This is a genomic window from Rhodococcus sp. JVH1 (assembly GCF_000280725.2).
GTDB lineage: Bacteria > Actinomycetota > Actinomycetes > Mycobacteriales > Mycobacteriaceae > Rhodococcus_F > Rhodococcus_F jostii_A.
The window spans coordinates 1,558,197-1,582,542 of record NZ_CP166289.1 but is presented as its reverse complement, the minus strand read 5'-3'; the positions used below and the strand labels follow the sequence as shown (position 1 = coordinate 1,582,542).

The window sequence follows — 24,346 nt, the reverse complement described above, 5'->3', positions numbered from 1 at the left end:
TGGTGCATCCTTCCGGACTTCTCGGTTGCCGGGTGATACGAGGCAGGAGCCACCCGGGAGTATCGCACCTCGAACCCTCATCTGCTGGGATGTGGAAGGTGGAACACTGCTGGTCTGGGAGTTCGGCGTGTCGATCCGACACCCGGTGCATCGAAGGAGACGGCGAAGTGCTCGGACGGAAGAACTACACGAAGGAAGAAATCGATCACGCCGAGGCGTCCGTCGCGGAGCAGGTCGCCGCGTACACGTCGCTGAAGGGGGCGATTGCGGGCGAGGTCACGGGCAAGAAGGTCTTCGCCGCACTCGAGGACTTCGAGCCACTGTTCTTCGACAACATGGTCCTGGTGCTGGACCGCTACTTCGTCCACCGGATCCGGGCGGTGACGGGCAAGGACGGGAACCCGCTCAACGAAGTCGAGATCGTCGCCGACTCGTTGATGAACAACGGCGGTGTCCTGCGCGGCATCAGCGTCCTGAAGTATGTCTCCGGCCAGTCCGTTCTGAAGCTCGAGATCGGCGACCGGATCCGTGTGAGCGCCGACGACTTCGAGCGGCTGTCGGCGGCGTTCTTCGCGGAACTGCGGTCGCGGTTCCTGGCATGAGCGTGTGGTTCACGTCCGATCTGCACCTTCGTCACGCACGGCTGGTGGAGATCCGGGGCTTCGACTCGGAGATCGATGCGCACGACGAATCCATCCTCGACGCGTTGGGCGCCGCCGTCGGGAGCGGCGATCAACTCTGGATACTCGGCGACCTCACCGTCGGAGGTAAGACCGCCGAGGACTGGGCGCTGCGCGCACTGGGCGAGTTCGCACGGAAGCGGAACGTCGAACTGCATCTGATCCCCGGCAATCACGACTCGTGTCACCCGATGGCGAACCGCAACAGTCACATCCGGCAACGGGTGTTCCTGGAGACGTTCGCGTCGGTGCAGTTGTTCGCGCGGCGGAAGATCGCGAGCGAGACCGTCCTGCTCTCGCATTTCCCGTACGTCGGCGACCACACCGCGGAGGACCGGGGCGTGAAGTACCGGCTGCAGGACGAGGGAGATTGGTTGCTGCACGGGCACACTCACCAGGACGGCGTGCTCGATCCGTCCGTGCATCCGCGGCAGATCCACGTCGGCTGGGACAGTTGGCGCAGGCCCGTGCACGTCGACGAGATCGCGGAGATCATCGAGTCGGGCGCGTCGATTCGGTGACCGGTGTGGCGTCGGCACGGTATCGGCCGGGCGTCGATCCGTGCGCGTTCTTGAACAGCCGGGAGAAGTGGGCGGCGTCGGCGAAACCCCAGCGGGCACCGATGGCCGAGACGGGTAGGTCGCGGTAACTGGGGTCGGCGAGATCGCGTCGGCACTGCTCGAGGCGGCGGCGTCGAATCCATCCGCTGACCGTGTCGCCGTCGGCTTCGAACATCTTCTGCAGGTGCCGCACCGAGATGTGATGCGCGGCGGCGATCGAGTGCAGATCCAGGTCCCGGTCGGCGAGCCGCTCGTCGATGAAGGCGGTGACCCTGGCGAGCAATGCGTCCCCGCGCGACTGCGGGAGCACCCCGCCGGCGAGGTGAAGTTGCTCGGCGAACGCGGCCGCGACCAGATCGAGGACGGCATCGCCGAGGTGCACCGCGACGGTGGGTGAGGCGTCGGCGATCTGTTCGCTGAGCCCGCGCAACAGCGGGGTGACGACGGCGCCGAGGCCCTGCCTGCCCGGCACTCGGCGTGCGGTGAGCTGGGCGACGCCGTCGGGCGGAACACGGAGGAGGTGCCGGGGGAACATCACGACCAGCATCCGGAACCGGTCGTCGAACGACAGCTGATACGGCCGGGTCGTGTCGTAGATCGCGAAGTCGCCGGGGGTGAGCGCGGTTTCGCGGCCGTCCTGGCTCAGGATGCTGTTCCCGCGCACCTGCAGTCCGAGTTTGAAGTAGTCGGGGTTCGCGGCGCGGATGGTCCGGGGCGTTCGCCGAATGACGTGCGGGGCGGCCGTGACCTCGCTGATCCGAACCGCGCCGACCGTCACGCCGCGGACGACGCCACGGAAGTCGTCGTGGTCTGTCGACGTAATCTCGAGGGGGACGAACGCGTCGCTCACCGCCTCGCGGAACTCGTCGAACGAGACGAGGCGCTGTGCCGCCGGACGAATGACACTGCTCGCGGCCACCATCTGTCTCAATTGCGTTTGACGGCTTCGCGGGCGGCGGTGCCCGACGCCAGCTTCTCCAGCAACCCGATCAGGACGAGCCGTTCCGACGGTGTCAGCGTCTCGGTCCACGTCTGCTCGCGTTTGTTGTGCGCCGAGTACGTGCTGACGATGGCGTCGTGTCCGGCGTCGGTCAGCTCGAGGTCGACCGCCCGGCGGTCGCCGGCGGACGGTCGCCGCGTCACGAGACCGTCGCGCTCGAGCGTGTTCACCAGCGCCGACACGGCAGACCTGCTCATCCCGGACAGCGAGGCCACCCGCTTGGCTTCGCACGGTCCGGCGAGCCACAACACGAACAGCACGCGGAATCCGGGCCAGCTCCACCCGCTGGGCCGGTGGACCGTCGACTCGAGGTCGTAGACGAGGGCACTGGTCACGCGGTGCAGTGCGAGAACCAGCCGCATCGACACCGGATCGACCTCGGGCAGTTCGTCGACGGTCTTGCCCACCGCGAAGTCCACGAAGGACAGGAAGTCCAGGTTGCTCTGGTCGGTCGTCTCCTCGGGCATGACCACAGGTTAGCGGCCGAATGGGTGTAATCAAAGCCTTGACCAATGGCGCCCGTGAGTACTTGTTAACGTCGGGCGGTTAATAAGTACTCACAGGCCGCGCGCGGCATTGCCTGCGTCGACGGGCAGGACGATACCGCTGATGTGTGCGCTGCCCTCGGCGGCGAGGAACAGCACGACCCGGGTGATCTCGGCGGCGTCCAGCCACGCCACGGGCTGGGCGTGCAGGCTGCGGAACACCGGTTCCACGTCCTCCGCTGCGGGCGCCTCGAGGTCGGGTCGCATCATCCGGTAGAGGGCGTCATTGTGAATCATCGGTGTCGAGATATTGCCCGGCGCAATCGCATTCACCGTGATGCCGTGCGGGGCGAGGTCGAGCGCCGCGCTCTTGGTGAGCCCGATGACGCCCCACTTCGACGCCGCGTACGCGGCCATGTTGGTGTTGCCGGCCCGGCCGAGCATCGACGAGATGGTGATGATCCGGCCGTATCCCCGCCGGATCATGCCGGGCGCCACCGCTCCCACGGTGTTGAAGACGCCGGTGAGGTTGGAACCGATCGCCTCCGACCACTGCTCCTGCGTGAGCGACTGCACCGGGGCGGCCACCGAGACGCCGGCATTCGCGACCGCGACGTCGATCCGCCCGAACTCGGACTCCGCCTCCGCGATCAGTGCGTCCATCGCGGCCCGGTCGGCGGTGTCCGCCTCGGCGGTGATGCACCGGCGACCGGTGGCGCGCACCAGCTCCGCGGTCTCGCCGAGGTCGGCGGCGGTGGCCAGGGGATAGTTCACCGCCGGGCTGTCCTCGCAGCGGTCGCACAGAACTATGTCTGCTCCGCGCTCGGCCAGTGCGACCGCGTGGCTGCGGCCCTGGCCTCGGGCGCCGCCGGTGATCAGGGCGACCCGGCCTTCGAAGTCTTCCATCGTCGTTCTCCTGTCCGGGGCGGATCAGCGCAGCTTGATGCTGCCGCCGTCCGCCATCAGTGTCTGTCCGGTCATGTACCGCGAATCTTCGGACGCGAGGAACACCGCTACGGGCGCGATATCGGTCTCGGGATCGCCGATCCGCTGGAGCGGAACCTTCGCCACGGACGCGGCGGCACGGTCGGGGAATCGTTCCTGCCAGGCGAGGACGCCCTCGGTCGCGGCGAACGGGCAGATCACGTTCACCCGGATCTGGTCGGCAGCCCACTCGTTGGCCGCCACCCGGCTGACGCCGCGGATCGCTTCCTTCGCCGCGGCGTACGACGTCTGGGTGGGCATGCCGTCGAGCCCGGACCCGGACGCGAAGTTGATCACCGACCCGTTCGCCGCCTTCAACTGCTCGTAGCAGGCCTGCATGAGGTGCACGACCGGATAGAACCCGGTCCGGAACGAGAGGTCGAACATCTCCTGGGTGTGGTCGATCAGCAGTGCCTGCCGGGAGGCGTGGGCGTTGTTGACCAGCACGTCCACGGATCCGAACGCGGCGACGGCGGCGTCCCGGATCTGCTCCGCGGACTCGCGCCGGGAGATGTCGGCGTTCAGGAAGCGAGCGGACGATCCCAGTTCCAGCTCGAGATCCTTGCCGCGTTCGTCGTCGATGTCGACGAACAGGACGTTGGCGCCCTCGCGGACGAACACCGTCGTCACGGCCCGGCCGATGCCTCCGGCGCCGCCCGTCACGATCGCCGTCTTTCCGTGCAACCTCATCGTGTGCTCCTTCTGCGGGTGTGGCTCAGACACCGGCGGTGTCGCCGGTCGCCAGCGCGACCTTCTCCAGTTCGGCGACGCTGAACGCGGCATAGTTCTCGTGCGGTCCGCGGCCGGCGAAATAGGGTGTGAGACGATCCTCGAGCTCCTCGGGTGAGAAGGCGGAACCTGCTGCGTCGAAGCGGTTCTCGACCTTCGGCGCCGCCATCAGCGCGACCATCTTGCCGTACACGACGAACACCTGCCCGTTGACCTCCTCGGAGGCGGGGGAGGACAGGTAGTGGACGAGGGTGGCGACCCGGTCGGGGGACAGGGGGTCGAGTCCCGCGTCGGCCGTGTTCTCGCCGAACGCGTCGGCGGTCATGGCCGTCCTGGCGCGCGGGCAGATCGCGTTGGCGCGCACCCCGTAACGCGACAGGCCCTGTGCCGTCGACAGTGTGAGCGCGGTGATCCCGGCCTTCGCGGCCGAGTAGTTGGGCTGGCCCGCCGATCCGAACAGGAACGCCTCGGACGACGTGTTGACGACCCGCCCGTACACGGGGCCTCCGGCGGTCTTGCTCGCCTCGCGCCAGTGCACGGCGGCGGCGCGCGAGGTGGCGGCGTGCCCCTTGAGATGGACGCGGATGACGTCGTCCCAGTCGGATTCGGAGAGGTTGAAAATCATCTTGTCGCGCAGGATTCCGGCGTTGTTGACGAGGATGTCCATCGATCCGAACGTGCGGACGGCCTCGTGCACGAGGCGTTCGCCCAGCGACCAGTCGGAGACGTCGCCGGTCACGGCGGTGGCGCGGCCGCCGGCCGCCGCGATCTCCGCGGCCACCGCGTGTGCGCCGTCGCCCATGTCGTTGACGACGACTGCCGCGCCTGCGGCGGCGAGTGCGAGGGCTTCGGCCCGGCCGAGGCCTGCGCCCGCGCCGGTGACGACGGCGGTGCGTCCGGCGAGGCTGAGTGATTCCGTCATGGGAACTCCTGATTGCGAGAAGAAGTAGATTTCATTCTAGTTCTATCGCACGAACTACTGCTCAACCACCAGTAGGGCGCGATCTGATGGAGGAATGTTTTCTAGTTTTCCTGCCGATTAGGCATCGACGGCACCGGCTGCGGGCAGGTCTCGGTGAGTGGGAACTGTGGTCGACGTCACTGGACGGCATGCCAGGTTGGGCGTGCTGATCCTCTCGAATCCCCCGGAGCCACATATGCATAACATGCCCCTGTCCCCAGGTGAGGCGGAGCGCGCACCGCTCTCACGCGGGAAGGCGTTCGCCCTGCTGGCCTTGATCATCCTTCTGGTCGAAGTCATCCCGCTCGCCTACAACTTCGTCACCCCGGCGCTGCCGGAGATCGCGAAACACTTCGGCACCGCGAACGTCGGCTGGGTGATCACGATCGTCACCCTGATGCTCGCCGCCTCGACTCCGCTCGTCGGCAAACTCGGCGACATCTACGGCAAGAAGCGGATGATGCTCGTGTCCGCCGCGGTGTTCGGTGCCGGTTCACTACTCGGCGCGCTGGCCCCCAACTTCGAACTCTTCCTCGTGGGCCGCGGCTTGCAGGGTGCGGGCATGGCGATCCTCGTGCTCGCCTACGGCTTGATCCGAGACATCCTGCCCCCGTCGATCATTCCCGTGGCCGTGGGATTCGTCGCCACCGGAATGGGCGCCAGCACCATCCTCGGCCCGATCATCGGCGGTTACCTCATCGACCACTTCGGCTACACCGGCGTGTTCTGGGCGCAACTCCTCCACGTGGCGGTCGTCGGAATCGCGGTCGCGATCTTCGTTCCCGAGACCACGCTGCGGACGCGATCGAAGCTGGACGTGCTCGGCGCGGCCATCCTCGGCCTCGGCGCCTTCGTGCTGCTGTTCGGTATCGGCAAGGCCACCGCGTGGGGTTACACGGCCCCGCAGACATTGCTGTGCGTTGGCGGCGGGCTCGCCATCCTCGCCGGCTGGCTGCTCTACGAACGCACGCCGAAGGAACCGCTCATCGACCTGCAGATGCTGAAGCACGGACCCGTCGCGAAAACATTGGCCGCCAGCGGTTTCGTCCAGTTCGTCCTGGTCAGCCATTCGATGCTCATCCCGATGTTCGTGATGACCGATCCCGACCTCGGTCTCGGTTACGGATTCGGAGTCACCGCACTCGCCGTCGCCATCTACACCGTCCCCACGGGCGTCGTGTCGATGATCGCGGGCCCGGTCGGCGGATACTTCACCCGCCGCATCGGCCCGGCACCGGTTCTGGTGTTCGGCGGCGCGTCCCTCGCGCTCGGATCGTTCCTGCTCGCCACCCTGCACGACTCGACGGTCCAGATGATGTTCGGGCAGTTGGTGATCGGCCTCGGGCTCGGTTCCGCATCGGCGACGCTGCCGAACCTCATCATGCGCACCGTGCCCGCGCAGACACAGGGGATCGCAGGCGGGATGCTGAACCTGTCCGGCTCGCTGGGCAGTGCGATCGGCAGTCAGGTGATGATCGCCATCGTCGCGATCCCCGGTGTTGTCCTGGTGGGCCGCGCCGCGCAGTACTCGGAGAAGGGCTTCGTCTACGCCTTCTTCACCCTCGCCGTCGCCGGACTGCTGGCCTCGGTGATGGGACTTCTCCTCATCCGCAACAAGATCGAGCGTCCGGTCGACGTGGCGTCGCCGAAGTCGGAGATGGTCGCCTGACAGTTTCCTTGCCCGACCACGAGGCCCGCAGCATCTGCGGGCCTCGTGTCGGTGTGGCAGAGCCAGTGTTCAGGCGCGCACACCCGCCGCCAGCAGGATGCGCGCCTCCTCGCGACCGTCGAGCAACCGATTGACGCGCCGGGTCACCTTCCACTCGCCGTCGATCTTGGCGAGCTCCCACCGGTTGGCGGTGATCCGGTGGACGCGGAATCCGTCGTCGTCGTGAATGATCAACTGCGACTTGCACGTGGCCACCGCGGTGTCACCGTCGACGCGCACGTGCCCGGGCTCGAGCATGTGCGCGCAGCCGCCGCCGATCCAGCCCTGATGCGCCTGCGACTGCACCATCGCCGTGATGGCCGCATGCCCGCGCATCACCCCGGTGTCGACGTCGTACACACCGTCCTCGGTCCACAGACGCGCGACCGCGTCGGCCGAACCGCTGTCGATGGCGGGACCGTAGGCGGTCATCAGCTCGAGGATGGCGAGCTTGTCTTCGAGCGCGGTGACGCGTTCGGCAAGTGCGCGGACGAGTTCTTCGGTGCCGGTCATGGACGGATCCTGTCTTCGGTTGCGGTGCGGAAGGAGAGGCCGAGTTCGTCGCCCAGCTGCCGGAGGGCCTCCAGTTGCTCGCAGTAGTGGGCTGCACTCGTGGACGCGAGGGTGGCGCTGACGACGGTGGTGCCGGCGTCGCGTCGTCGTTCGAGGGCGCGGGTCACGGTGTCGCGCGAGCCGATCGGGTCGAGGGGCGCGCCCGCGCTGAGGACCATCTCGAAACCCTCGGGGAGGTCGACTCTGGCGAGCAGCGTGCACAACTCGTCGAGCGAGAGACCGAACGGCACCCACCCGTCGCCGAGCGTCACCGCGCGGCGCAGGGACCGCAGAGTCCGTCCCCCGATCCACAGCGGGACCCGCGGCTGGACGGCGTGCGGTTCGACGACGACGCCGTCGAAGTCGTAGAACGTGCCGTGGTACTCGGGCCGAGGTTGCGACAGCGACGCACGGAGCGCCGCGAGGGCGTCGTCGGCGCGGGCGCCCCGGTCGTCGAAATGGGCGCCGAGCAGGTCGAATTCCTCGCGCAGGCTGCCCACGCCCAGCCCGAGGACGAGTCGGCCGCCGCTGACGACGTCGAGCGTGCCGTAGCGCTTCGCGATCTCGAGGGGGTGGTGATAGCCGAGCACCAAGACCTGGGTGGCGAGGCGGATGCCGGTGGTCTGGGCGGCGAGGAACCCGAGGGTCGCGAGCGGGTCCCAGTACGTACCGCCGCGCTCGACCGCGACGTCGGTGGGGACGGCGACGTGCTCGCTGCAGGTGAGGTGGTGGTAGCCGAGGCGGTCGGCCGTGCGGGCGATCGCGGTCAACTCCGCGATGCCGGCGCCGAGTTCCCAGTCCGCGCGGACCGCGGGGTGCGCGATGACGATGGGTGGCGCGATTCCTATGTGCATCAGGTGGTTACTCCGCTGTCGGGGGTCGGTCTGTCGTCACCGTTGTACTGGAGGTGCCCGCGGGTCGCGCGGGCATTCCCGCTGACCGGACGCGGCGATTGTCCGATTTCTTCCCCGCGGCGGGCACGGCTGGTACATTTTAAGAATTCATTTCAATTTTTGTCGGGCGTATGCGTGTGACCAGGATATTTGGAGGCGTCGATGACTGTCGTCGATTCGGATGATGCACTGTCGGTACCCGCTGCGAAGAAGGATCTGCCACCGTCGATGGTCGAGCGGATGACGCTGATCCTCGACGCGTTCGACGGCCGCACGTCACGCCTGACCCTCGAGGAGGTCGCGTGCCGCACCCGGCTACCGCGGTCCACGGTGCACCGCATCCTCGACCAGCTGGTTCGCCTCGACTGGGTCGACCACGCCAGCTTCGGCTACTGCCTCGGACGGCGCGCGATGGGTCTCGGCGGCGGCGACAACGGGCACAGCCAGGTCCGGGCCGCGGCGGCCCCGCTGCTGCACGACCTGCACATGCAGACCGGAATGGTGGTGCACCTGGCCGTGCTGGACGGCGCGGAGAGCGTGTACCTGGACAAGGTGGGCGGACGGATGGCCGCAAGCCTGCCGTCGCGGGTGGGTGGGCGCGTGCCCGCCTACACGACGGCGGGCGGCAAGGCGATGCTGGCGTGGGTCGACCCGGAGGAGGTCGACGGCATGTACGGGCCGCGGCTCAACCGGAGCACGGACCGCACGATCACCGAACTGTCCACACTGCACCAGGAGCTCAACCGGATCCGGCAGCGCCGCGGCCTCGCGTTCGAGCGAGGGGAGGCGGTGCGCGGAATCGGGTGCGTCGGTGTCGCGGTCCGCAGCGCCGACGGGCCGGTGGCCGGCATCTCGCTGTGCGGCGACGCGCGGACCGTCCAACTCGAACGCGTCGCCCCGCTCGTCGTCGACGCCGCCCGGGAAGTCACCCGGACGCTCCACCCCGAACTGGGAACACCCCGTCGCGGCCGCCGGACCCCGGAGATCCCGGACAGCTCGTGGTCGACCGAGACGCTGGACCAGCTCCTCGCGGTGCAGTCCGGTCAATGGCTGTAGCGCCCGTGCGCGCGTGAGGAGTCTCTGGACTCGTTACGCGCGCACGGGTAGCGGAGCGGCGTCGAGGCCGAACCCGCCCCGGAAGAACACCATCGGCCGCTCCTCGCACACCGATTCGAGTTCCCGGACCCGTCCGATCACGACGTCGTGGTCGCCGGCGGTGTGCACCGACTGCACGTCCGCGTGCACGCGCACGAGGACCCCCGGCAGTGACGGCGTCGACCACCGCGACGGCTCCCAGGCGAGCCCGTCGAACTTGGTGCCCCGGCTCGAGCCGAACCGGAAACAGAGATCCGTCTGGTCCTCGCGCAGCACGTTGATCGAGAAACGCCCCGACCGCCGGATGCGCGGCCATGCCCGCCCGCGGTGATCGGCGCAGAACAGGATCAACGGCGGCTCCAGGGACACCGACGCGAACGACTGACACGTGAAACCCACCGGACCCTCGGTGTCGAGGCCGGTCACCACCGTCACTCCGCTGGCGAATTGGCCGAGGGCACGGCGCATCTCGTCCGGTGACGGTGCGTCCGAGCGTGTCCCGGACTGGGCGCCGGCCGGTTCGGTTGCCATCAGACCGCCTCCGATTGCTGTTCCGTCGCCGACCCGTTCGACGATCGTCCCCGAGGCTAGGGGCGGTGCCGAACGGTCACGAGATGCCGTCTCGGTCAGTGGAAATCCCCGGCCGTTGCCTGCGCGAGCAGGGCGATGTCTCGCTGACCGGGATCGCTTCTGTCCGAGCCGGGAGCGCGCTGGCAACGTGACCGACCATGACGACTGACTCGAGTTACGAGGGCACCCTGAAGGAGCTGAAGACCGACCTCGGCGTGCTTCGCTACCACGAGGCCGGCGACGGCCCGCCTCTTCTGCTGCTGCACGGCTCCGGCCCCGGCGTGACGGGGTGGCGCAACTTCCGCGGCAACCTCGGCGTCTTCGCCGAGCACTTCCGCACCTTCGTCCTGGAGTTCCCGGGATTCGGGGTCAGCGACGACTTCGGCGGCCATCCGATGCTCACCGCAGGCGACGCGGTGCTCCGCTTCCTCGACGGGCTCGGGCTCGACGAGGTGGCGATGCTCGGAAACTCGATGGGCGGCATCGTCGCCACCCAGTTCGCCATCGCGCACCCCGACCGGGTCGGCAAGCTGATCACCATCGGCGGCATCGGCAGGAACCTCTTCAGCCCCGGCCCCGGTGAGGGCATCAACCTCCTGATGGAGTTCACGGACGACCCCACCCGGGAACGACTGATCGCGTGGCTGCACTCGATGGTGTTCGACCCCGCGATGGTCACCGAGGAACTGATCGAGGAACGCTGGACGCAGGCCACCGATCCCGAGACTCTCGCCAGCGCCCGCAAGATGTACAGCAAGGCGGCGTTCGAGGCCGGAGCCCGGGCCGCACTCGAATCCGACGCGGCCCCGTACTGGGCTCAGCTGCACAAGGTGAAGGCACCGACACTGCTCACGTGGGGTCGCGACGACCGAGTCAGCCCGCTGGACATGGCGATCATCCCGATGCGGTCGATTCCCCGGGCGGAACTGCACGTGTTCCCGAACTGCGGGCACTGGGCGATGATCGAACAGAAGACGGCGTTCGAGAGTGCCGTCCTCGCCTTCCTGCTCCGCAAGGACGGCAGCGGACGATGAGCGGCACCGAAGAAACCTTCGACACCACAGTCGATTTCCTCGTCGTCGGCAGCGGTGGCGGCGGCATGGCCGCGGCGATCACCGCCGCCGACCGGGGAATCGACACTCTCGTCATCGACAAGGGCGCCACGTTCGGCGGATCCACCGCCATCTCCGGGGGCGGCATCTGGATTCCCAACGCCCCGACGCTGCGGGAGAAGGGCGTGATCGACTCACGGGAGTCGATCCGCCGCTACCTCGACATCATCACCGAGGGCACGGTTCCCGCCGACCGGCTCGACGCGTTCGTCGACAAGGGCCCCGAGCTGATGGAACTGCTCGACCGCAGCCCGCACATGAAGCTCTACTGGGTGAAGGGCTACTCCGACTACCACCCGGAGTACGACGGCGGCCGACCGCTCGGGCGCACCATCGAATGCACGCCGTTCGACACCCGGGCGCTGAAAGAGGACGAGCAGTACCAGCGTCCGAACAGCATGAAGGGCCCGCTCGGACTGTGGGTCACGTCCAAGGACTACCACGACCTCGCCATGGTCAAGCGCACCTGGAAGGGCCGCAAGGCATCCCTCGTCGCGGCGTGGCGGGTGGCGTCCAACGTGATCCGCCGACGCCACATGGCCACAGGCGGCCGGGCACTCGTGGCGCGGATGCGGATGGTCCTCAAGGACGCCGGAGTGCCGTTGTGGCTGAAGACGTCGATGACGGAACTGATCGTCGACGGCACCGGAGCAGTCGTCGGTGTTCTCGCCGAACGCGACGGACGGACGGTCCGGATCGGGGCGCGTCGCGGCGTGCTGCTCGCGACCGGCGGATTCGACCACAACCAGGACATGCGCGCGAAATACCTGCCCAAGCACGGCGTCCCGGACGTCAGTGCCGGTGCCAGGGAGAACACCGGCGACGGCATCGTCGCCGGCCAGAAGCTCGGCGCGGCGGTCGACCTCATGGACGACGCCTGGTGGATGCCGTCGGTGTTCCACCCGATGGGCGCCGTGATCCCGCTCGTCTCGGAACGGTGCATTCCGCCGTCGGTGATCGTCGACGGTCGCGGCGAACGCTTCACCAACGAGTCGTCGCCGTACGTGAACTTCGTGCACGACCAGCTCGACGGCGGTCACGTCCCGGCGTGGTTCGTGATGGACGGCAAGGCGAAGTCGCGGTATCCGTTCGCGCAGGTTCTGCCGGGTGTGCCGTTCCCGCAGGGGTTCTACGATTCCGGAGTCGTGCACAAGGCGGACACGCTGCGCGACCTCGCCGATGCGATCGGCGTCAAGGCCGACACCCTGGTTGCGACCATCGACCGGTTCAACGGCTTCGCCCGCACCGGCAAGGACGAGGACTTCGGCCGCGGCGACAGCGCGTACGACCGGTACTACGGCGACCCGACGATGAAGAATCCGTGCCTCGACGAGATCGTCCAGGGACCGTTCTACGCAATCCGGTGCGAGGCAGGCGACCTGGGCACCAAGGGCGGCCTCGTCACCGACGCCGACGCACGGGTGCTCCGCGAGGACGGCTCCGTCATCGACGGCCTGTACGCCACCGGCAACACGTCGGCGTCGGTGATGGGCAACGAATACGCCGGCGCGGGCGCGACCATCGGTCCCGCCATGGTGTTCGGCTACATCGCCGCGCTGCACGTCGCCGACGTGAGTCGCGAAGCGTCCCGGACCACCCGACAGCACTCACGTGCGGGAGAGGTGGCGTGATGCTGAGCGATGCGCAGCGACTGTCCGCCGCCCACCTGCTGCGGAACGCCGAACAGGACCGTGCGCCGATCGACCCGTTGACCACCGTGTTCCCGGGCGTCGACGTGGTCGACGCCTACGAGATCGCGCTGATCAACATCCGGGCGCGGCGGGAGGCGGGCGAGACGGTGTACGGCCACAAGGTCGGGCTGTCGTCCGAGGTCATGCAGAAGATGATGGGCGTGGACGAGCCCGACTACGGACATCTGCTGTCGAGCATGGTGTACGCCGAGGGGACGCCGATCGACACCGCCCGGTTCTGCTATCCGCGCATCGAGGTGGAGATCGGTTACGTCCTCGGCGAGACCCTGCCGGGGGAGGGGTGCACCGAAGAGGACGTGCTGGCGGCCACCGAATACATCGTTCCCAGCATCGAACTGATCGACTCCCGAATCACGGACTGGAAGATCGGCCTCGCCGACACGATCGCCGACAACGCGTCCTCGGCAGGCGTGATCCTCGGCGCCGGACGGGTGGAGCCGGCGAACGTCGACATCGGCGGGATCTCCGCCGTGCTGTTCCAGGGCGAGGAGGAGATCGCGCGGGGCGAGGCGTCGGCGGTGCTCGGCAATCCCACGAAGGCCGTGGCCTGGCTGGCCCGGAAGGTCGCGAGCTTCGGAGTGCGACTCGAGGCCGGGCACGTGATCCTGCCCGGCTCGTGCACCCGCGCGATCGACGCCCGGCCCGGTGACGTGTTCCGCGCCGATTTCAGTGACATCGGTTCCGTATCAGTAGAATTCAAGTGAAGGCGACAACTGTGACCAAGGCTCTCGCCGCGATCGTCGGATCCGGCAACATCGGCACCGACCTGCTGTACAAGCTCCTCCGCTCGGAGATCATCGAGCCCCGCTGGATGATCGGCGTCGACCCCGACAGCGAGGGACTGAAGCGCGCCGCGGACCGGGGTGTGATCGCCAGCGCCGAAGGCGTCGACTGGTTGCTCGCCCAGGACGAGCGCCCCGACATCGTCTTCGAGGCCACGTCCGCCTACGTGCACCGGGCGAACGCCCCCCGCTACCGGGAACTCGGCATCCAGGCCGTCGACCTCACCCCCGCCGCGCTCGGACCCGCCGTCGTGCCCGCCGTGAACATGGGCGAGCACCGGACTGCGCCGAACGTCAACCTCATCACGTGCGGCGGCCAGGCGACCATCCCGATGGTGTACGCCGTCTCCCGGATCACCGAGGTGGCGTACGCCGAGATCGTCGCCAGTGTGGCGTCGCCGTCCGCAGGCCCGGGCACCCGCGCGAACATCGACGAATTCACGATCACCACGAGCCGGGGCGTCGAGACGATCGGCGGGGCGAAGAAGGGCAAGGCGATCATCATCCTGAACCCGGCCGAACCGCCGATGTTCATGAAGGACACCGTGTTCTGCTCCATTCCCGCCGACGCCGACCGGGACGCGATCACCGCGTCCATCCACGACGTCGCGGCGTCCGTGCAGGCGTACGTCCCCGGCTACCGACTGCGCGCCGAACCGCAGTTCGACGACCCGATGCCGATCAGCGGTGGCCTCGCCCGGGTCGGCATCTTCCTCGAGGTCGAGGGCGCGGGCGACTTCCTGCCGCCCTACTCCGGCAACCTCGACATCATGACCGCCGCCGCCACCAAGGTCGGCGAGAGTTTCGCGACGCAGATCCTCGGCGCGAGCGTCTGACGCGTCCGCCCCATTCACTCTTCGAAGGAATACCGATGCCTTACAGTGCCGATCTCGACATCCGGGTGACGGACTCGTCCCTGCGCGACGGGTCCCACGCCAAGCGACACCAGTTCACCGTCGAACACGTCCGCTCGATCGTCGGGGCACTCGACGCCGCCGGGGTCCCGGTCATCGAGGTCACCCACGGCGACGGACTCGGCGGTTCCTCGTTCAACTACGGCTTCAGCCACACCCCGGAGCAGGAACTGATCAAGGCCGCGGTGGAGACGGCGGAGCGGGCCAGGATCGCGTTCCTCATGCTCCCCGGACTGGGGGTCCAGTCCGACATCCGCGAGGCCGCGGACAACGGCGCGAGCATCTGCCGCATCGCCACGCACTGCACCGAAGCCGACATCTCCGTGCAGCATTTCGGTCTCGCCCGCGAACTCGGGCTGGAGACGGTCGGCTTCCTGATGATGTCGCACAGTCAGCCGCCGGAGGTTCTCGCGAAGCAGGCCCGGATCATGGCCGACGCCGGCTGCCAGTGCGTGTACGTGGTGGACTCGGCCGGGGCGCTGATCCTGAACGCCGTCAGAGACCGCGTGTCCGCCCTGGTGGCCGAACTCGGCGACGACGCGCAGGTCGGCTTCCACGGGCACGAGAACCTCGGGCTCGGTGTCGCCAACTCGGTGCTCGCCGTCGAGGCCGGCGCCCTGCAGATCGACGGCTCCACCCGGCGGTTCGGTGCGGGCGCGGGCAACACCCCGGTCGAGGCGTTCGCCGCCGTGACCGAGAAGCTCGGAATCCGCACCGGCATCGGCACTCTGAAGATCATCGACGCGGCCGAGGACGTCGTCCGTCCGATCATGGACGGCGACTGCCAGCTCGACCGGCTGTCGCTGACGATGGGCTACGCGGGTGTCTACTCCAGCTTCCTCAAGCACGCCGATTCCCACGCCCGCCGGTACGGGGTGTCCGGTGCGGAGATCCTCATCGAAGCCGGCCGACGCAAGCTGGTCGGCGGCCAGGAGGACCAGCTGATCGAGATCGCCCTCGGCCTCGCAGACCGGGGCCCCGCGGGTTCCGCAGTCGCCGAGAAGAAGTCCGCCTAGGCGTTTCGCCGGGTACCGACACCAGAAAGCCGAGATCATCATGGGCCAGGTTCTTGACAGGATCGAACAGTACGCGGACGAGATCCGAGCGGAAGGCGCCGAAGGCGACAAGCTGATGCGCCTGTCCGACACCTCCGCGAAACGGTTGCGCGACTCCGGAGTGATACGGATGCTCCAGCCCACGGAGTACGGCGGCTACGAATCGCATCCGCGCGAGTTCGCCGAGACCGCAATGGGCATCGGCGCCATCGACGGGGCCGCGGGCTGGGTGAGCGGCATCGTCGGCGTCCACCCGTGGGAACTGGCGTTCTTCGACCGCACGGCCCAGGACGAGGTGTGGGGCGAGGACTCCGACATGTGGATGGCCTCGCCGTACGCCCCGATGGGGGTGGCCGTGCCCACCGACGGCGGCTACGTCCTCAACGGCCGGTGGTCGTTCTCCTCGGGCACCGACCACTGCGGGTGGATCATGATCGGCGCCGCGGTCGGCGACCGGGACGGCAACCGGGTGATGCCCCCGCAGATCCTGCACGTGCTGCTGCCACGCTCGGACTACGACATCGACCAGGACAGCTGGAACGTCGTCGGATTGCGCGGCACCGGGTCCAAGGACCTGATCGTCAAGGATGCGTTCATTCCTCAGCACCGGACGTTGCAGGCCGACAAGGTCTTCGACGGGTCCGCGCCGAAGGAGTTCGGCCGCACCCAGACGCTGTACAACTTCCCGTTCTCGTGCATCTTCCCGCTCGGCATCACGTCGTCGCTGATCGGCATCGCCGAGGGCGCCCTGGCCTGCCACCTGAACGCGCAGCGTGAACGTGTCACCGTGTCGGGCACCGCGATCAAGGACGATCCGTACGTGCTGTTCGCGATCGGCGAGGCGGCGGCGGAGATCGCGGCGTCGCGCGCGGCGATCCTCGAGACGGTCGATCGGTTCTGGGACATGACCGAGAAGGGCCAGGACGTCTCGTTCGAACTCCGCTCCATCGGCCGGCGCACGCAGACGGCCGCGGCCTGGCGGGCAGTGCGCGCCGTGGACGAGATCTTCGCGCGGTCCGGTGGCGGTGCGCTCCAACTGAAGACACCCCTGCAGCGCTTCTGGCGGGATGCCCACGCCGGCCTCTCCCACGCCATCCATGTGCCGGGTTCGATCTTCCACTCCTCGGCGCTGACTCAGCTCGGCGGGGAACCTCAGGGCATCCACCGCTCGATGATCTAGGCGCTCCGCACCCGTGAGTGGTTAAGGAGTGCAGGGACTCGTCAACCACGCACGGGCGGCGGAGCCGCCTCCAGGAAAGGACTTTCACATGACCGACATTCGAGGGCTCGGCTATCTCAGGATCCAGACGAAGGACGTGCCACGCTGGCGTGAGCTGGTGGTGGACGGGCTGGGCATGGCCGAGGGTTCCGGCCCCGAGCCCGACGGCCTGTACCTGCGCGTCGACGAGCGGCGGTCGCGGCTGATCGTCCTCCCGGGCGACACCGACAAGGCGCTCGCGGTGGGGTGGGAGGTGCGCGACCAGTTCGCCCTCCAGCGGGTGCGTGAGCAGGTGGAGAAGTCGGGTGTCACGGTCGACGTCCTGTCCGAGGAGGAGTCGCGGTACCGCGACGCCGAGCAGGTGATCGCGTTCGACGATCCGTCTGGCACACGGGTGGAGGTGTTCTTCGGACCCGTGCTCGACCACAGTCCGGTCGTCACCCCGCACGGCGGGCGGTTCGTCACCGGCGCACAGGGCCTGGGGCACGTGGTCCTCCCGACCCCGGCGTTCGAGGAGGCCTACACGTTCTACACCGAGGTGCTGGGCTTCCTGCCCCGCGGGGCGATCCGGCTCGGACCGGCCGACGCCCCGGGACCGGCCCGCCGCGTGCGGTTCATGGGTGTCAATCAGCGCCATCACAGCCTCGCGTTGTGCCCTGCGCCGCACAGCGGCGAACCCGGGATGGTGCATCTGATGACGGAGGTCGACACGCTCGACGCCGTCGGGCAGGCACTCGACCGGCTCGGCAAGCTCGGCTTCTCCATCTCGTCGACCCTCGGTCGCCACACCAACGACCGCATGGTGTCGTTCTACGTGCGTGCCCCCGGCGGCTGGGACCTCGAGTTCGGGACGGAGGGCGTGCTCGTCGACGAGAAGCATTACACCGCCGAGGAAATTACGGCCGACAGCTACTGGGGTCACGACTGGTCGGGTTCCGAGCCGCTGGCGGCGTTCTCATGACGTTGTCGCGTGCCCGGATCGGAGCGGTGGTCGCGCTCGTCCTCCTCGGTGGAAGTGCCTGTTCCACTGCGACTTCCGAGACGGCGGCGGATCCGGCCGCACTCCGGCCGGGACAGCTGCTGTCGTCCCGCGCAGTCGCGGACGGTCCGGCACTGCCGAGCGCCGCGCGGAACGAGGTGATCACCTACGCGTCGCAGGACGGCAACGGCGACCCCGTCGTGGTGTCGGGCACCGTATCGATTCCCCGCACGCCGGCACCCGAGGGCGGATATCCGGTGATCAGCTGGGCGCACGGCACGACCGGCGTCGCCGACGCCTGTGCCCCGTCCGCGGATTTCGCCGGCGGCCCAGCCCACGGCTATCTCTCCGGGGTGAACGCGTCCCTCGACGACTGGGTCGCCAGGGGATATGCGGTGGTGAGCACGGACTACCAGAATCTGGGCACGCCGGGCATCCACCCGTACGTCAACGGTGACACGGAGACGAACGCCGTCGTGGACATCGTCCGCGCCGCCCGAGCGATGGATCCGGCGGTCGGCTCGACGTGGTTCGTGATCGGCCACAGTCAGGGTGGGCAGGCGGCGTTGTTCACCGCCGCGCAGGGCGGGGAGCGCGCCCCGGAACTGCACCTCGGTGGTGCCGTGGCGATCGCCCCGGGCAACGGGCTCGACCAGACGCCGCAGTACTTCCGCTCCGGTGTTCCGGGTATCGAAGCGGCCGAGGCGTTCCTCCCGCTGATCCTCCTCGGAGCCCAGGCAGCGGATCCTGCCATCGACCCGTCGGCGTTGCTGACGGAGCAGGCGCAATCGCTGTTGACGGTGGCGCGGACCGGGTGCATCGACGACATCCGGAAGGTCCCGCCCGTGCCCGCCGATCAGGTCTTCCGTCCCGACGCCGACCTGGGACCGCTCACCGAGTATTTGGCACGCCAGGAGCCGTCGAGGGTCCACGTGCAGGTTCCGACGCTGGTCGCGCAGAGTTCCGGCGACCTGGTGGTGAGCAAGCCGTCGACGGATCTGATGGTGAAGACGTTGCAGGACAACGGGAACGAACTGACCTATCGGACGTACGAGGGTGCGGACCATCGCGGGACGATCGGCGTGTCGCAGAAGGACGCGCAGGAGTTCGTCGCCGGGATCCTCGCTCGCTGAGGACGCCGGGACCTCGACCCGACTACACAACCATCAACAGAGTGTTGACAACAGACTGTTGATGGCGTGTGGTGGTCGGGTGACCACCGGCAGGTCCACCAGGACTTCCTGCGCACAACGTTGCCGTGGCGGACGCGTGCACCGACTGGCAGTGGGCCGAGATGGGTTTCGGCGAGACGACCGTGACCCTCGACGAGACGATCACCCGGCTTGCGACCGCGGCCGACGCCCTGGCCGAATTCGAGGCGCCCCTGGTCGCGGGCATGGACCGGTTCGCCGGCTATCACCGGCGGTTCGCCGGTGCCCTCGAGCGAGCGGGCACCGATCCGGCCTGGATCACGGCAACCGACCGCGACTCCTGCCACCGCGCCTGGTTCGAGTTCCACGAGAACCTCATCGCTTCCCTCGGCCTGGCCCGATGACAGGCCTAGTCTCGAATTATGGGCCTACGACTGCGAGACAGCATCGGACGTCAGTTGCGCGAGCTTCGCTACGAGCCGACGGCGAAGCGGATCCGTGCGGTGCTGAACGGGACCACGGTGGTCGACAGTGACCGTGCGGTCCTGGTCTGGGAACCGCGGCGCGTCGTTCCCACGTACGCGGTGCCGGCGGAGGACATCGACGCGGAGTTGTCGCCGGAGCCAACGGGTTCGGTGCCGGTCGAGGGCGCCGGCGACGTCGGTTTCGCCCTGCCGGACGTGACGACGATGCCGGTACTCGATCCGCGGGTGCCGTTCTCGGTGCACAGCACGGAGGGCGAACCCGTCGTGCTCCGTACCGCCGGCGCGGAGTACGCCGTGGGGTTCCGGCCCGGAGACGAGGGCCTGACCGGGTACGTGGTTCTCGATTTCGACGGCTTCGACCGCTGGCTCGAGGAGGACGACGAGATCGTCGGTCATCCGCACGACCCGTTCCAGCGCATCGACGTTCGCCGCACGTCCCGCCATATTCGGGTGATGCTGGGCGACACCCTCCTCGCCGACACTCGGCGGGCGAAAATGCTGTTCGAAACACTGCTTCCGGTCCGCTACTACCTGCCGCCCGGCGACGTCGTCGCGGAGCTGCAACCGAGTGCGACGATGTCGTACTGCGCCTACAAGGGCGAGGCCGCCTACCGGTCCGCGGTCACCGCCGGCGGAGTGCTTCACGACATCGCGTGGCGATACGACGAGCCCCTCGTCGACGCATCGGAAGTTCGGGGACTCGTGGCGTTCTTCGACGAGCGGCTCGATCTGGTCGTCGACGGTGTGGCCCGGCCTCGGCCGGTGACCCCCTGGTCCTAGTACTCCTCGCGGGTGCCGGTGTCTGCGCGGCCGAGGACGATCTCGAGCGCCGGGGCCTCGTGGGCGTGCCCGAGCAATTCGTATCCGACGACCGTGACGACCGGTGCCAGCATCACCACGATCAGACACCACGCCATCGACACGCCTTGCGCGGCCAGCACCAGTGCGAGCGCGATCGTGGCCGCGGTCAGGACGAGGAGCAGGATGTGGAACGGGTCGGGCACCCGCAGCAGATACGTGTACAGCGCGTAGACGCCCGCGAGGAAGATCGCGACGGGCGCGGCGACGGAGAGCACTGTCGCCGTCGCGCCGATGTGGGAGGCGTGTTCGATGTAGTACGCGGCCACGTGCAGTCCGGCCCCCACCGCGGCCAGCGACGCGAAGAGCGCGATGTGGCTGTAACCCCAGACGAACGACCGGCTGCGGTACACCGCGAGCACCTCGGCCGACGGCAGGGTGTAGTACACCCACCACAGTCCGAACGTGAGCCCGATGCCGGCGACCGCGACGAGTATCGCGTCGAGCGTCCAGCCCTGGTGTTCGACCACCGCGGACAGTGATGCCACGGTGCCGATCACACCTTCGCCGAGGGTGATGATCACGAGCAGGCCGTGACGCTCGACGATGTGGTGTGCGTGCCAGGGTGTTCCGCTCTTGTACCGTTCGGCGATGACGGGGCTGGTCAGCTCGACGAGGATGAGTATCGCGCCGAGGCCGAACGCGTACTCGACGGTGAGGGGCGCGATCACCAATGCGACCCAGCCGATCTGCGCGAGGACGAGCATCGTGGCATACGTCAGTGACGCGGAACGGTGCTCGGGGTCGTGTTTGGCTGCGCGCAGCCATTGGAACACCATGGCGATGCGCATGACGATGTACCCGGACACCATCACGGAATTGTCGAGTTCGACCCCGCGGTCGATGGACGCGAACATCGGAGGCATGCCCAGCGCCAGGATGATGACGCCGATCATCTGGATCATGGTGGTGACCCGGTAGATCCAGTCGTCGGTGTCGTAGGCCGACGCGAACCAGGAGAAGTTGATCCACGCCCAGATGATCGAGAACATCGCGAACGCGAATCCCGCGAGTCCGGCGGCGACGTGTCCTTCGGCGACGAGGTGCGCGAACTGATCGCCGGCGACGCCGAACGCGACGACGAACGTCAGGTCGAACAGCAGCTCCAGCGGCGTTGCCGCACGGTGTTCCTCGTGCGGATCACGCCCGACCATCTTCTGGACACGGTGGGCGAGCCTTCTGCTGTTCGGTGCCGGTTGTCCGGGCGTGTTCACGGCGGTCCGCTACGGAGTTCCCTGGTCTGCCTGCACCACGAGGTCCGCGACCGCGCCGGGCTGGGACACCAGGACGGCGTGCGACGCGGGAACTTCCGTGATCCGGGCCCCCGCGCGCGTCGCCATGAACCGCTCCGCGGCTGCCGGAATCACGCGATCGTTCTGAGCGACCATGGCCCAGCTGGGTGTCGACGCCCACGACGGATCGGCGGTCGGCTCGAGGTTCGCGACGAGTGCCGCCGACTTCTGGTGTGCGATCATGTCGGCGACCGTGGCGTCCGGGACGTCCTGGGCGAACACCTCGCGGAATCGGCCGGGATCGATGTAACCGTCGAGGTTTCTCCCGGCGATTCCGGTGGGATCGTTCTCGACGACCTTCACCTGAAGCACCGGCGGGAGCAGCTGGCTGCCGGGGAACCGGATCGGATCGAGGTTCAGCATGACCGGCTCGCCCTGCGCCGGGGCGAAGGCCGCCACATAGACGAGGGCCTCGACGTTCGGCGAATGCACGTTGGTGATGACCGCGCCGCCGTACGAGTGACCGACGAGCACCACCGGTGCCGGGATGTCCGCAAGCACCTTCTCGATGGCGGCGGAGTCGTACGCCGGTCCGCGCAACGGGTTGTCCGGGACCACGACTTCGTACCCTCGGCCGCGCAGTTCCGCGGCCACCGCATCCCAGCTGGTGGTGTCGGCGAACGCACCGTGGACCAGCACCACTGTCGGCAGGTCCTGGGCGACGGCCGGTCCGGCCCCCACGGTGAGCGTTCCGGCAGCCGCGATCGCGCACGCGGCAACGGCGGTTCGTAGTCGAAGAAGTCGCATCACTCGTCTCCCGAGTCAGGAAAGAACACAGTGGGTAGGGGTGAAGGGGCCTGCGCGCCAGGTGTAGTCGTGCGACGACAGGCACCGTCATACGAGAGCAACGCCGTGGCCTGGCCCTTCGTCGCTGAGATTACTCGCCCGCAGCGCGGTCGGCATCATTTCGGCTAGCGTGATCGGAGGGGGACTTTTCGCTCGTGTGTGCACGCTCCGCTCTCGTCAGGAGGAACCCCGTGGATCTCGCGTTGGGCGGCACCGTCGCCGTGGTCACCGGAGCCAGCAAAGGTATCGGGCTCGCCATCACCCGGGCGCTCGCCGCGGAAGGCGCGTTCGTGGTGGCGGGGGCGCGTTCGCCCGGCCCCGAACTGGAAGAACTCGTCCGCAGCGGAACGGTGGAGGCGGTGAGCGTCGACCTGTCGACCCCCACCGGCCCGGGTGAACTCGTCGCCGCCGCCACTGCTCGGGGCAGTCTCGGCGTCGTCGTCAACAATGTCGGCGCCGCCCACCCGAGACTGACCGGTTTCCTCGACGTGACCGACGAAGACTGGATCACGACGATGAATCTCAACCTGATGTCGGCGGTGCGGACGATCCGCGCCGCTCTGCCGACGATGATCGCGGCGGGCCGGGGAAGTATCGTGACCACGAGTTCGGTCAACAGTTTCCTGCCCGACCCCACCGTCATCGACTACTGCGCGTCCAAGGCCGCGCTCACCAACTTCTCGAAGGCTCTGTCGAAAGAGGTGGGACCGTTGGGTATTCGGGTGAATACCGTCAGTCCCGGTCCTGTGTCGACCGCCCTGTGGCTCGGCGACGACGGGGTCGCCGCCACGGTGGCGCGCGCCGCAGGCGGCGACCCGGAGGCAGTGGCGGAGCGTGCCGCGACGCAGGCGGTCACGGGCCGGTTCACCCGTCCGGAGGAGGTGGCGGATCTCGTCGTGTTCCTCGCGAGCGACCGGGCGGGCAATGTGACGGGGTCCGATTTCGTGATCGACGGCGGGCTCGTCACCACCCTCTGACGTTCGAGTCTACCGGCGGCCCAGAAGTTTCCGCATTCCCTCGGCAGCCCCGCGCACCAGAGTGTCGCGGGGGAAACCGCTACGCTTGCGGGCCGCGTCGTAGTTGCCGCCCGCCACCCAGACCGGCCCGTCGGCGATGTGTGCGAGCCCCTCACGGGCAACGTCTTCGGGTTCGGCGACGTTCATTCCGGGAAGATCGAAGTTCAGGCCCGCCCGGACCATCGCCGGCGTGCGGGTGACGCCGAGGACCAGTTCGACCACGTGGACGCCGAACGGTGCGAGTTCGAGCCAGAGGCTTTCCGCGAAGATCCGGCCGAACGCCTTGGATGCGGCGTAGATGCTCTGGTCTTCCGAACCCAGGTACCCGGCCAGCGAACCGACCAGCACGATGCCGCCGCGGCCGCGGTCCTTCATCCTCGCGCCGAAATGCTGCGAAAGGTGCAGCTGCGAGGTGATGTTCAGGTAGATGACGCGGTGGAAGCCGGTGAGGTCTCCGCTGACGAACTCGTGTCCGTAACTGTTGGCTCCGGCGTTGAAGATCAGCAACCCGACCTCGACGTCGTCGGTGGCCGTGCGGATCCGGTCGAGGGCGTCCGGATCGAGGAGATCGAGCGCGAGTGTGCGCACCAGGACGCCGTGGGCGCGGACCGTGGCCGCGGTCTCCTCGAGCGGCCCGGGTTTGCGGGCGATCAGCACGAGGTTGATCCCCGCTCGGCCCAGCTCCTCGGCGAAACTCGCGCCCACACCCTCGGAGCCGCCTGCGATCACGGCCCACGGACCGTAGTGCTCGGTGTCGATCATGTTGTG

The 24,346-nt window shown here is 68.2% G+C and carries 26 protein-coding genes; 15 read left to right on the top strand and 11 right to left on the bottom strand.

Translation table 11 applies throughout. From position 1 onward, the window contains the following. Positions 1–167 precede the first annotated feature (167 nt). On the top strand, positions 168–602 hold the full coding sequence (locus JVH1_RS07430; RefSeq protein WP_009479029.1) for a hypothetical protein: 435 nt from the start codon (positions 168–170) through the stop codon (positions 600–602). Beyond that, positions 599–1,201: a metallophosphoesterase gene (locus tag JVH1_RS07425; RefSeq protein ID WP_009479030.1), complete on the top strand. Its 603-nt coding sequence runs from the start codon at positions 599–601 to the stop codon at positions 1,199–1,201. The genes JVH1_RS07430 and JVH1_RS07425 overlap by 4 nt, the downstream gene beginning before the upstream one ends. Here the strand turns inward: JVH1_RS07425 and JVH1_RS07420 are convergent. From JVH1_RS07420 to JVH1_RS07400, 5 genes are all read right to left on the bottom strand, one after another. Continuing rightward, positions 1,173–2,162, bottom strand: a complete 990-nt coding sequence (locus JVH1_RS07420) for a helix-turn-helix domain-containing protein (RefSeq protein WP_009479031.1) — start codon at positions 2,160–2,162, stop codon at positions 1,173–1,175. The genes JVH1_RS07425 and JVH1_RS07420 overlap by 29 nt on opposite strands. 5 nt (positions 2,163–2,167) lie before the next feature. After that, positions 2,168–2,707, bottom strand: a complete 540-nt coding sequence (locus JVH1_RS07415) for a MarR family winged helix-turn-helix transcriptional regulator (protein WP_011597897.1) — start codon at positions 2,705–2,707, stop codon at positions 2,168–2,170. A gap of 90 nt (positions 2,708–2,797) precedes the next feature. Next, a complete protein-coding gene (locus JVH1_RS07410; RefSeq protein WP_009479033.1) occupies positions 2,798–3,631 on the bottom strand; it encodes a mycofactocin-coupled SDR family oxidoreductase in 834 nt (277 codons plus the stop codon). Between the two features lie 24 nt (positions 3,632–3,655). Beyond that, positions 3,656–4,399: an SDR family NAD(P)-dependent oxidoreductase gene (locus JVH1_RS07405; protein WP_009479034.1), complete on the bottom strand. Its 744-nt coding sequence runs from the start codon at positions 4,397–4,399 to the stop codon at positions 3,656–3,658. A gap of 25 nt (positions 4,400–4,424) precedes the next feature. After that, positions 4,425–5,360: a 3-oxoacyl-ACP reductase gene (locus JVH1_RS07400; RefSeq protein ID WP_009479035.1), complete on the bottom strand. Its 936-nt coding sequence runs from the start codon at positions 5,358–5,360 to the stop codon at positions 4,425–4,427. Between the two features lie 244 nt (positions 5,361–5,604). Between JVH1_RS07400 and JVH1_RS07395 the strand changes: the two genes are divergently transcribed. Further along, positions 5,605–7,068, top strand: coding sequence for an MFS transporter (locus JVH1_RS07395; RefSeq protein ID WP_043781866.1), 1,464 nt, complete (start codon positions 5,605–5,607; stop codon positions 7,066–7,068). 69 nt (positions 7,069–7,137) lie between these two features. Here JVH1_RS07395 and JVH1_RS07390 read toward each other — a convergent pair whose 3' ends face one another. Together JVH1_RS07390 and JVH1_RS07385 are read right to left on the bottom strand one after the other, a co-directional pair. Beyond that, positions 7,138–7,620 carry a nuclear transport factor 2 family protein gene (locus JVH1_RS07390; protein ID WP_009479038.1) on the bottom strand — a complete coding sequence of 161 codons (483 nt, stop codon included), beginning with the start codon at positions 7,618–7,620 and terminating at the stop codon, positions 7,138–7,140. Further along, positions 7,617–8,513 carry a TIGR03619 family F420-dependent LLM class oxidoreductase gene (locus JVH1_RS07385; RefSeq protein WP_009479039.1) on the bottom strand — a complete coding sequence of 299 codons (897 nt, stop codon included), beginning with the start codon at positions 8,511–8,513 and terminating at the stop codon, positions 7,617–7,619. Before JVH1_RS07385 ends, JVH1_RS07390 begins: the two co-directional genes overlap by 4 nt. A 201-nt stretch (positions 8,514–8,714) precedes the next feature. On the opposite strand from JVH1_RS07385, the gene JVH1_RS07380 reads away from it, so the two are divergent. Then, the gene (locus tag JVH1_RS07380) at positions 8,715–9,608 is read left to right on the top strand and encodes an IclR family transcriptional regulator (protein ID WP_011597904.1); all 894 of its coding nucleotides are present in this window, start codon (positions 8,715–8,717) and stop codon (positions 9,606–9,608) included. Positions 9,609–9,641: 33 nt separating this feature from the next. On the opposite strand, the gene JVH1_RS07375 is transcribed toward JVH1_RS07380, so the two are convergent. Further along, the gene (locus JVH1_RS07375; RefSeq protein WP_009479041.1) at positions 9,642–10,178 is read right to left on the bottom strand and encodes a flavin reductase family protein; all 537 of its coding nucleotides are present in this window, start codon (positions 10,176–10,178) and stop codon (positions 9,642–9,644) included. Positions 10,179–10,375: 197 nt separating this feature from the next. On the opposite strand from JVH1_RS07375, the gene JVH1_RS07370 reads away from it, so the two are divergent. From JVH1_RS07370 to JVH1_RS07325, 10 genes are all read left to right on the top strand, one after another. After that, the gene (locus tag JVH1_RS07370; protein WP_009479043.1) at positions 10,376–11,251 is read left to right on the top strand and encodes an alpha/beta fold hydrolase; all 876 of its coding nucleotides are present in this window, start codon (positions 10,376–10,378) and stop codon (positions 11,249–11,251) included. Continuing rightward, on the top strand, positions 11,248–12,960 hold the full coding sequence (locus tag JVH1_RS07365) for an FAD-binding protein (protein WP_009479044.1): 1,713 nt from the start codon (positions 11,248–11,250) through the stop codon (positions 12,958–12,960). The genes JVH1_RS07370 and JVH1_RS07365 overlap by 4 nt, the downstream gene beginning before the upstream one ends. Beyond that, positions 12,960–13,745: a 2-keto-4-pentenoate hydratase gene (locus tag JVH1_RS07360; RefSeq protein ID WP_009479045.1), complete on the top strand. Its 786-nt coding sequence runs from the start codon at positions 12,960–12,962 to the stop codon at positions 13,743–13,745. The genes JVH1_RS07365 and JVH1_RS07360 overlap by 1 nt, the downstream gene beginning before the upstream one ends. A gap of 11 nt (positions 13,746–13,756) precedes the next feature. Continuing rightward, positions 13,757–14,659 (top strand): acetaldehyde dehydrogenase (acetylating), encoded by a 903-nt coding sequence (locus JVH1_RS07355; protein ID WP_009479046.1) that lies wholly within the window; start codon positions 13,757–13,759, stop codon positions 14,657–14,659. Positions 14,660–14,694: 35 nt separating this feature from the next. Continuing rightward, positions 14,695–15,753, top strand: a complete 1,059-nt coding sequence (gene dmpG, locus JVH1_RS07350; RefSeq protein WP_009479047.1) for a 4-hydroxy-2-oxovalerate aldolase — start codon at positions 14,695–14,697, stop codon at positions 15,751–15,753. A 40-nt stretch (positions 15,754–15,793) separates the two neighbouring features. Then, complete coding sequence (locus tag JVH1_RS07345) at positions 15,794–16,972, top strand: acyl-CoA dehydrogenase family protein (protein WP_009479048.1); 1,179 nt, start codon at positions 15,794–15,796, stop codon at positions 16,970–16,972. A gap of 88 nt (positions 16,973–17,060) precedes the next feature. Then, entirely contained in the window at positions 17,061–17,972 is a 912-nt protein-coding gene (bphC, locus tag JVH1_RS07340) for a biphenyl-2,3-diol 1,2-dioxygenase (protein ID WP_009479049.1), read from the top strand. Beyond that, on the top strand, positions 17,969–19,123 hold the full coding sequence (locus JVH1_RS07335; protein ID WP_009479050.1) for a S9 family peptidase: 1,155 nt from the start codon (positions 17,969–17,971) through the stop codon (positions 19,121–19,123). The genes bphC and JVH1_RS07335 overlap by 4 nt, the downstream gene beginning before the upstream one ends. 125 nt (positions 19,124–19,248) lie before the next feature. Beyond that, positions 19,249–19,545, top strand: a complete 297-nt coding sequence (locus JVH1_RS07330; protein WP_009479051.1) for a hypothetical protein — start codon at positions 19,249–19,251, stop codon at positions 19,543–19,545. Between the two features lie 18 nt (positions 19,546–19,563). Beyond that, positions 19,564–20,406, top strand: coding sequence for a DUF427 domain-containing protein (locus tag JVH1_RS07325; RefSeq protein ID WP_009479052.1), 843 nt, complete (start codon positions 19,564–19,566; stop codon positions 20,404–20,406). Here JVH1_RS07325 and JVH1_RS07320 read toward each other — a convergent pair. Both JVH1_RS07320 and JVH1_RS07315 read right to left on the bottom strand, forming a co-directional pair. Beyond that, complete coding sequence (locus JVH1_RS07320; protein ID WP_051033791.1) at positions 20,403–21,638, bottom strand: low temperature requirement protein A; 1,236 nt, start codon at positions 21,636–21,638, stop codon at positions 20,403–20,405. The genes JVH1_RS07325 and JVH1_RS07320 overlap by 4 nt on opposite strands. A 69-nt stretch (positions 21,639–21,707) precedes the next feature. Continuing rightward, on the bottom strand, positions 21,708–22,523 hold the full coding sequence (locus JVH1_RS07315) for an alpha/beta hydrolase (RefSeq protein ID WP_043781871.1): 816 nt from the start codon (positions 22,521–22,523) through the stop codon (positions 21,708–21,710). Between the two features lie 230 nt (positions 22,524–22,753). On the opposite strand from JVH1_RS07315, the gene JVH1_RS07310 reads away from it, so the two are divergent. Beyond that, positions 22,754–23,539, top strand: coding sequence for an SDR family NAD(P)-dependent oxidoreductase (locus tag JVH1_RS07310; protein ID WP_009479055.1), 786 nt, complete (start codon positions 22,754–22,756; stop codon positions 23,537–23,539). A 9-nt stretch (positions 23,540–23,548) separates the two neighbouring features. Here the strand turns inward: JVH1_RS07310 and JVH1_RS07305 are convergent, their stop codons facing one another. Continuing rightward, a complete protein-coding gene (locus tag JVH1_RS07305) occupies positions 23,549–24,340 on the bottom strand; it encodes an SDR family oxidoreductase (RefSeq protein WP_009479056.1) in 792 nt (263 codons plus the stop codon). Positions 24,341–24,346 lie beyond the last annotated feature (6 nt).

What these genes read in the sequence shown, in the direction of transcription:
- JVH1_RS07325 (WP_009479052.1), top strand. Translation starts at nt 19,564, where the DNA reads ATGGGCCTACGACTGCGAGACAGCATCGGACGTCAGTTGCGCGAGCTT.
- JVH1_RS07415 (WP_011597897.1), bottom strand. Translation starts at nt 2,707, where the DNA reads ATGCCCGAGGAGACGACCGACCAGAGCAACCTGGACTTCCTGTCCTTC.
- JVH1_RS07420 (WP_009479031.1), bottom strand. Translation starts at nt 2,162, where the DNA reads ATGGTGGCCGCGAGCAGTGTCATTCGTCCGGCGGCACAGCGCCTCGTC.
- JVH1_RS07405 (WP_009479034.1), bottom strand. Translation starts at nt 4,399, where the DNA reads ATGAGGTTGCACGGAAAGACGGCGATCGTGACGGGCGGCGCCGGAGGC.
- JVH1_RS07425 (WP_009479030.1), top strand. Translation starts at nt 599, where the DNA reads ATGAGCGTGTGGTTCACGTCCGATCTGCACCTTCGTCACGCACGGCTG.
- JVH1_RS07385 (WP_009479039.1), bottom strand. Translation starts at nt 8,513, where the DNA reads ATGCACATAGGAATCGCGCCACCCATCGTCATCGCGCACCCCGCGGTC.
- JVH1_RS07400 (WP_009479035.1), bottom strand. Translation starts at nt 5,360, where the DNA reads ATGACGGAATCACTCAGCCTCGCCGGACGCACCGCCGTCGTCACCGGC.
- JVH1_RS07410 (WP_009479033.1), bottom strand. Translation starts at nt 3,631, where the DNA reads ATGGAAGACTTCGAAGGCCGGGTCGCCCTGATCACCGGCGGCGCCCGA.
- JVH1_RS07360 (WP_009479045.1), top strand. Translation starts at nt 12,960, where the DNA reads ATGCTGAGCGATGCGCAGCGACTGTCCGCCGCCCACCTGCTGCGGAAC.
- JVH1_RS07315 (WP_043781871.1), bottom strand. Translation starts at nt 22,523, where the DNA reads ATGCGACTTCTTCGACTACGAACCGCCGTTGCCGCGTGCGCGATCGCG.
- JVH1_RS07375 (WP_009479041.1), bottom strand. Translation starts at nt 10,178, where the DNA reads ATGGCAACCGAACCGGCCGGCGCCCAGTCCGGGACACGCTCGGACGCA.
- JVH1_RS07380 (WP_011597904.1), top strand. Translation starts at nt 8,715, where the DNA reads ATGACTGTCGTCGATTCGGATGATGCACTGTCGGTACCCGCTGCGAAG.
- dmpG (WP_009479047.1), top strand. Translation starts at nt 14,695, where the DNA reads ATGCCTTACAGTGCCGATCTCGACATCCGGGTGACGGACTCGTCCCTG.
- JVH1_RS07390 (WP_009479038.1), bottom strand. Translation starts at nt 7,620, where the DNA reads ATGACCGGCACCGAAGAACTCGTCCGCGCACTTGCCGAACGCGTCACC.
- JVH1_RS07365 (WP_009479044.1), top strand. Translation starts at nt 11,248, where the DNA reads ATGAGCGGCACCGAAGAAACCTTCGACACCACAGTCGATTTCCTCGTC.
- JVH1_RS07305 (WP_009479056.1), bottom strand. Translation starts at nt 24,340, where the DNA reads ATGATCGACACCGAGCACTACGGTCCGTGGGCCGTGATCGCAGGCGGC.
- JVH1_RS07370 (WP_009479043.1), top strand. Translation starts at nt 10,376, where the DNA reads ATGACGACTGACTCGAGTTACGAGGGCACCCTGAAGGAGCTGAAGACC.
- bphC (WP_009479049.1), top strand. Translation starts at nt 17,061, where the DNA reads ATGACCGACATTCGAGGGCTCGGCTATCTCAGGATCCAGACGAAGGAC.
- JVH1_RS07320 (WP_051033791.1), bottom strand. Translation starts at nt 21,638, where the DNA reads ATGGTCGGGCGTGATCCGCACGAGGAACACCGTGCGGCAACGCCGCTG.
- JVH1_RS07395 (WP_043781866.1), top strand. Translation starts at nt 5,605, where the DNA reads ATGCCCCTGTCCCCAGGTGAGGCGGAGCGCGCACCGCTCTCACGCGGG.
- JVH1_RS07345 (WP_009479048.1), top strand. Translation starts at nt 15,794, where the DNA reads ATGGGCCAGGTTCTTGACAGGATCGAACAGTACGCGGACGAGATCCGA.
- JVH1_RS07335 (WP_009479050.1), top strand. Translation starts at nt 17,969, where the DNA reads ATGACGTTGTCGCGTGCCCGGATCGGAGCGGTGGTCGCGCTCGTCCTC.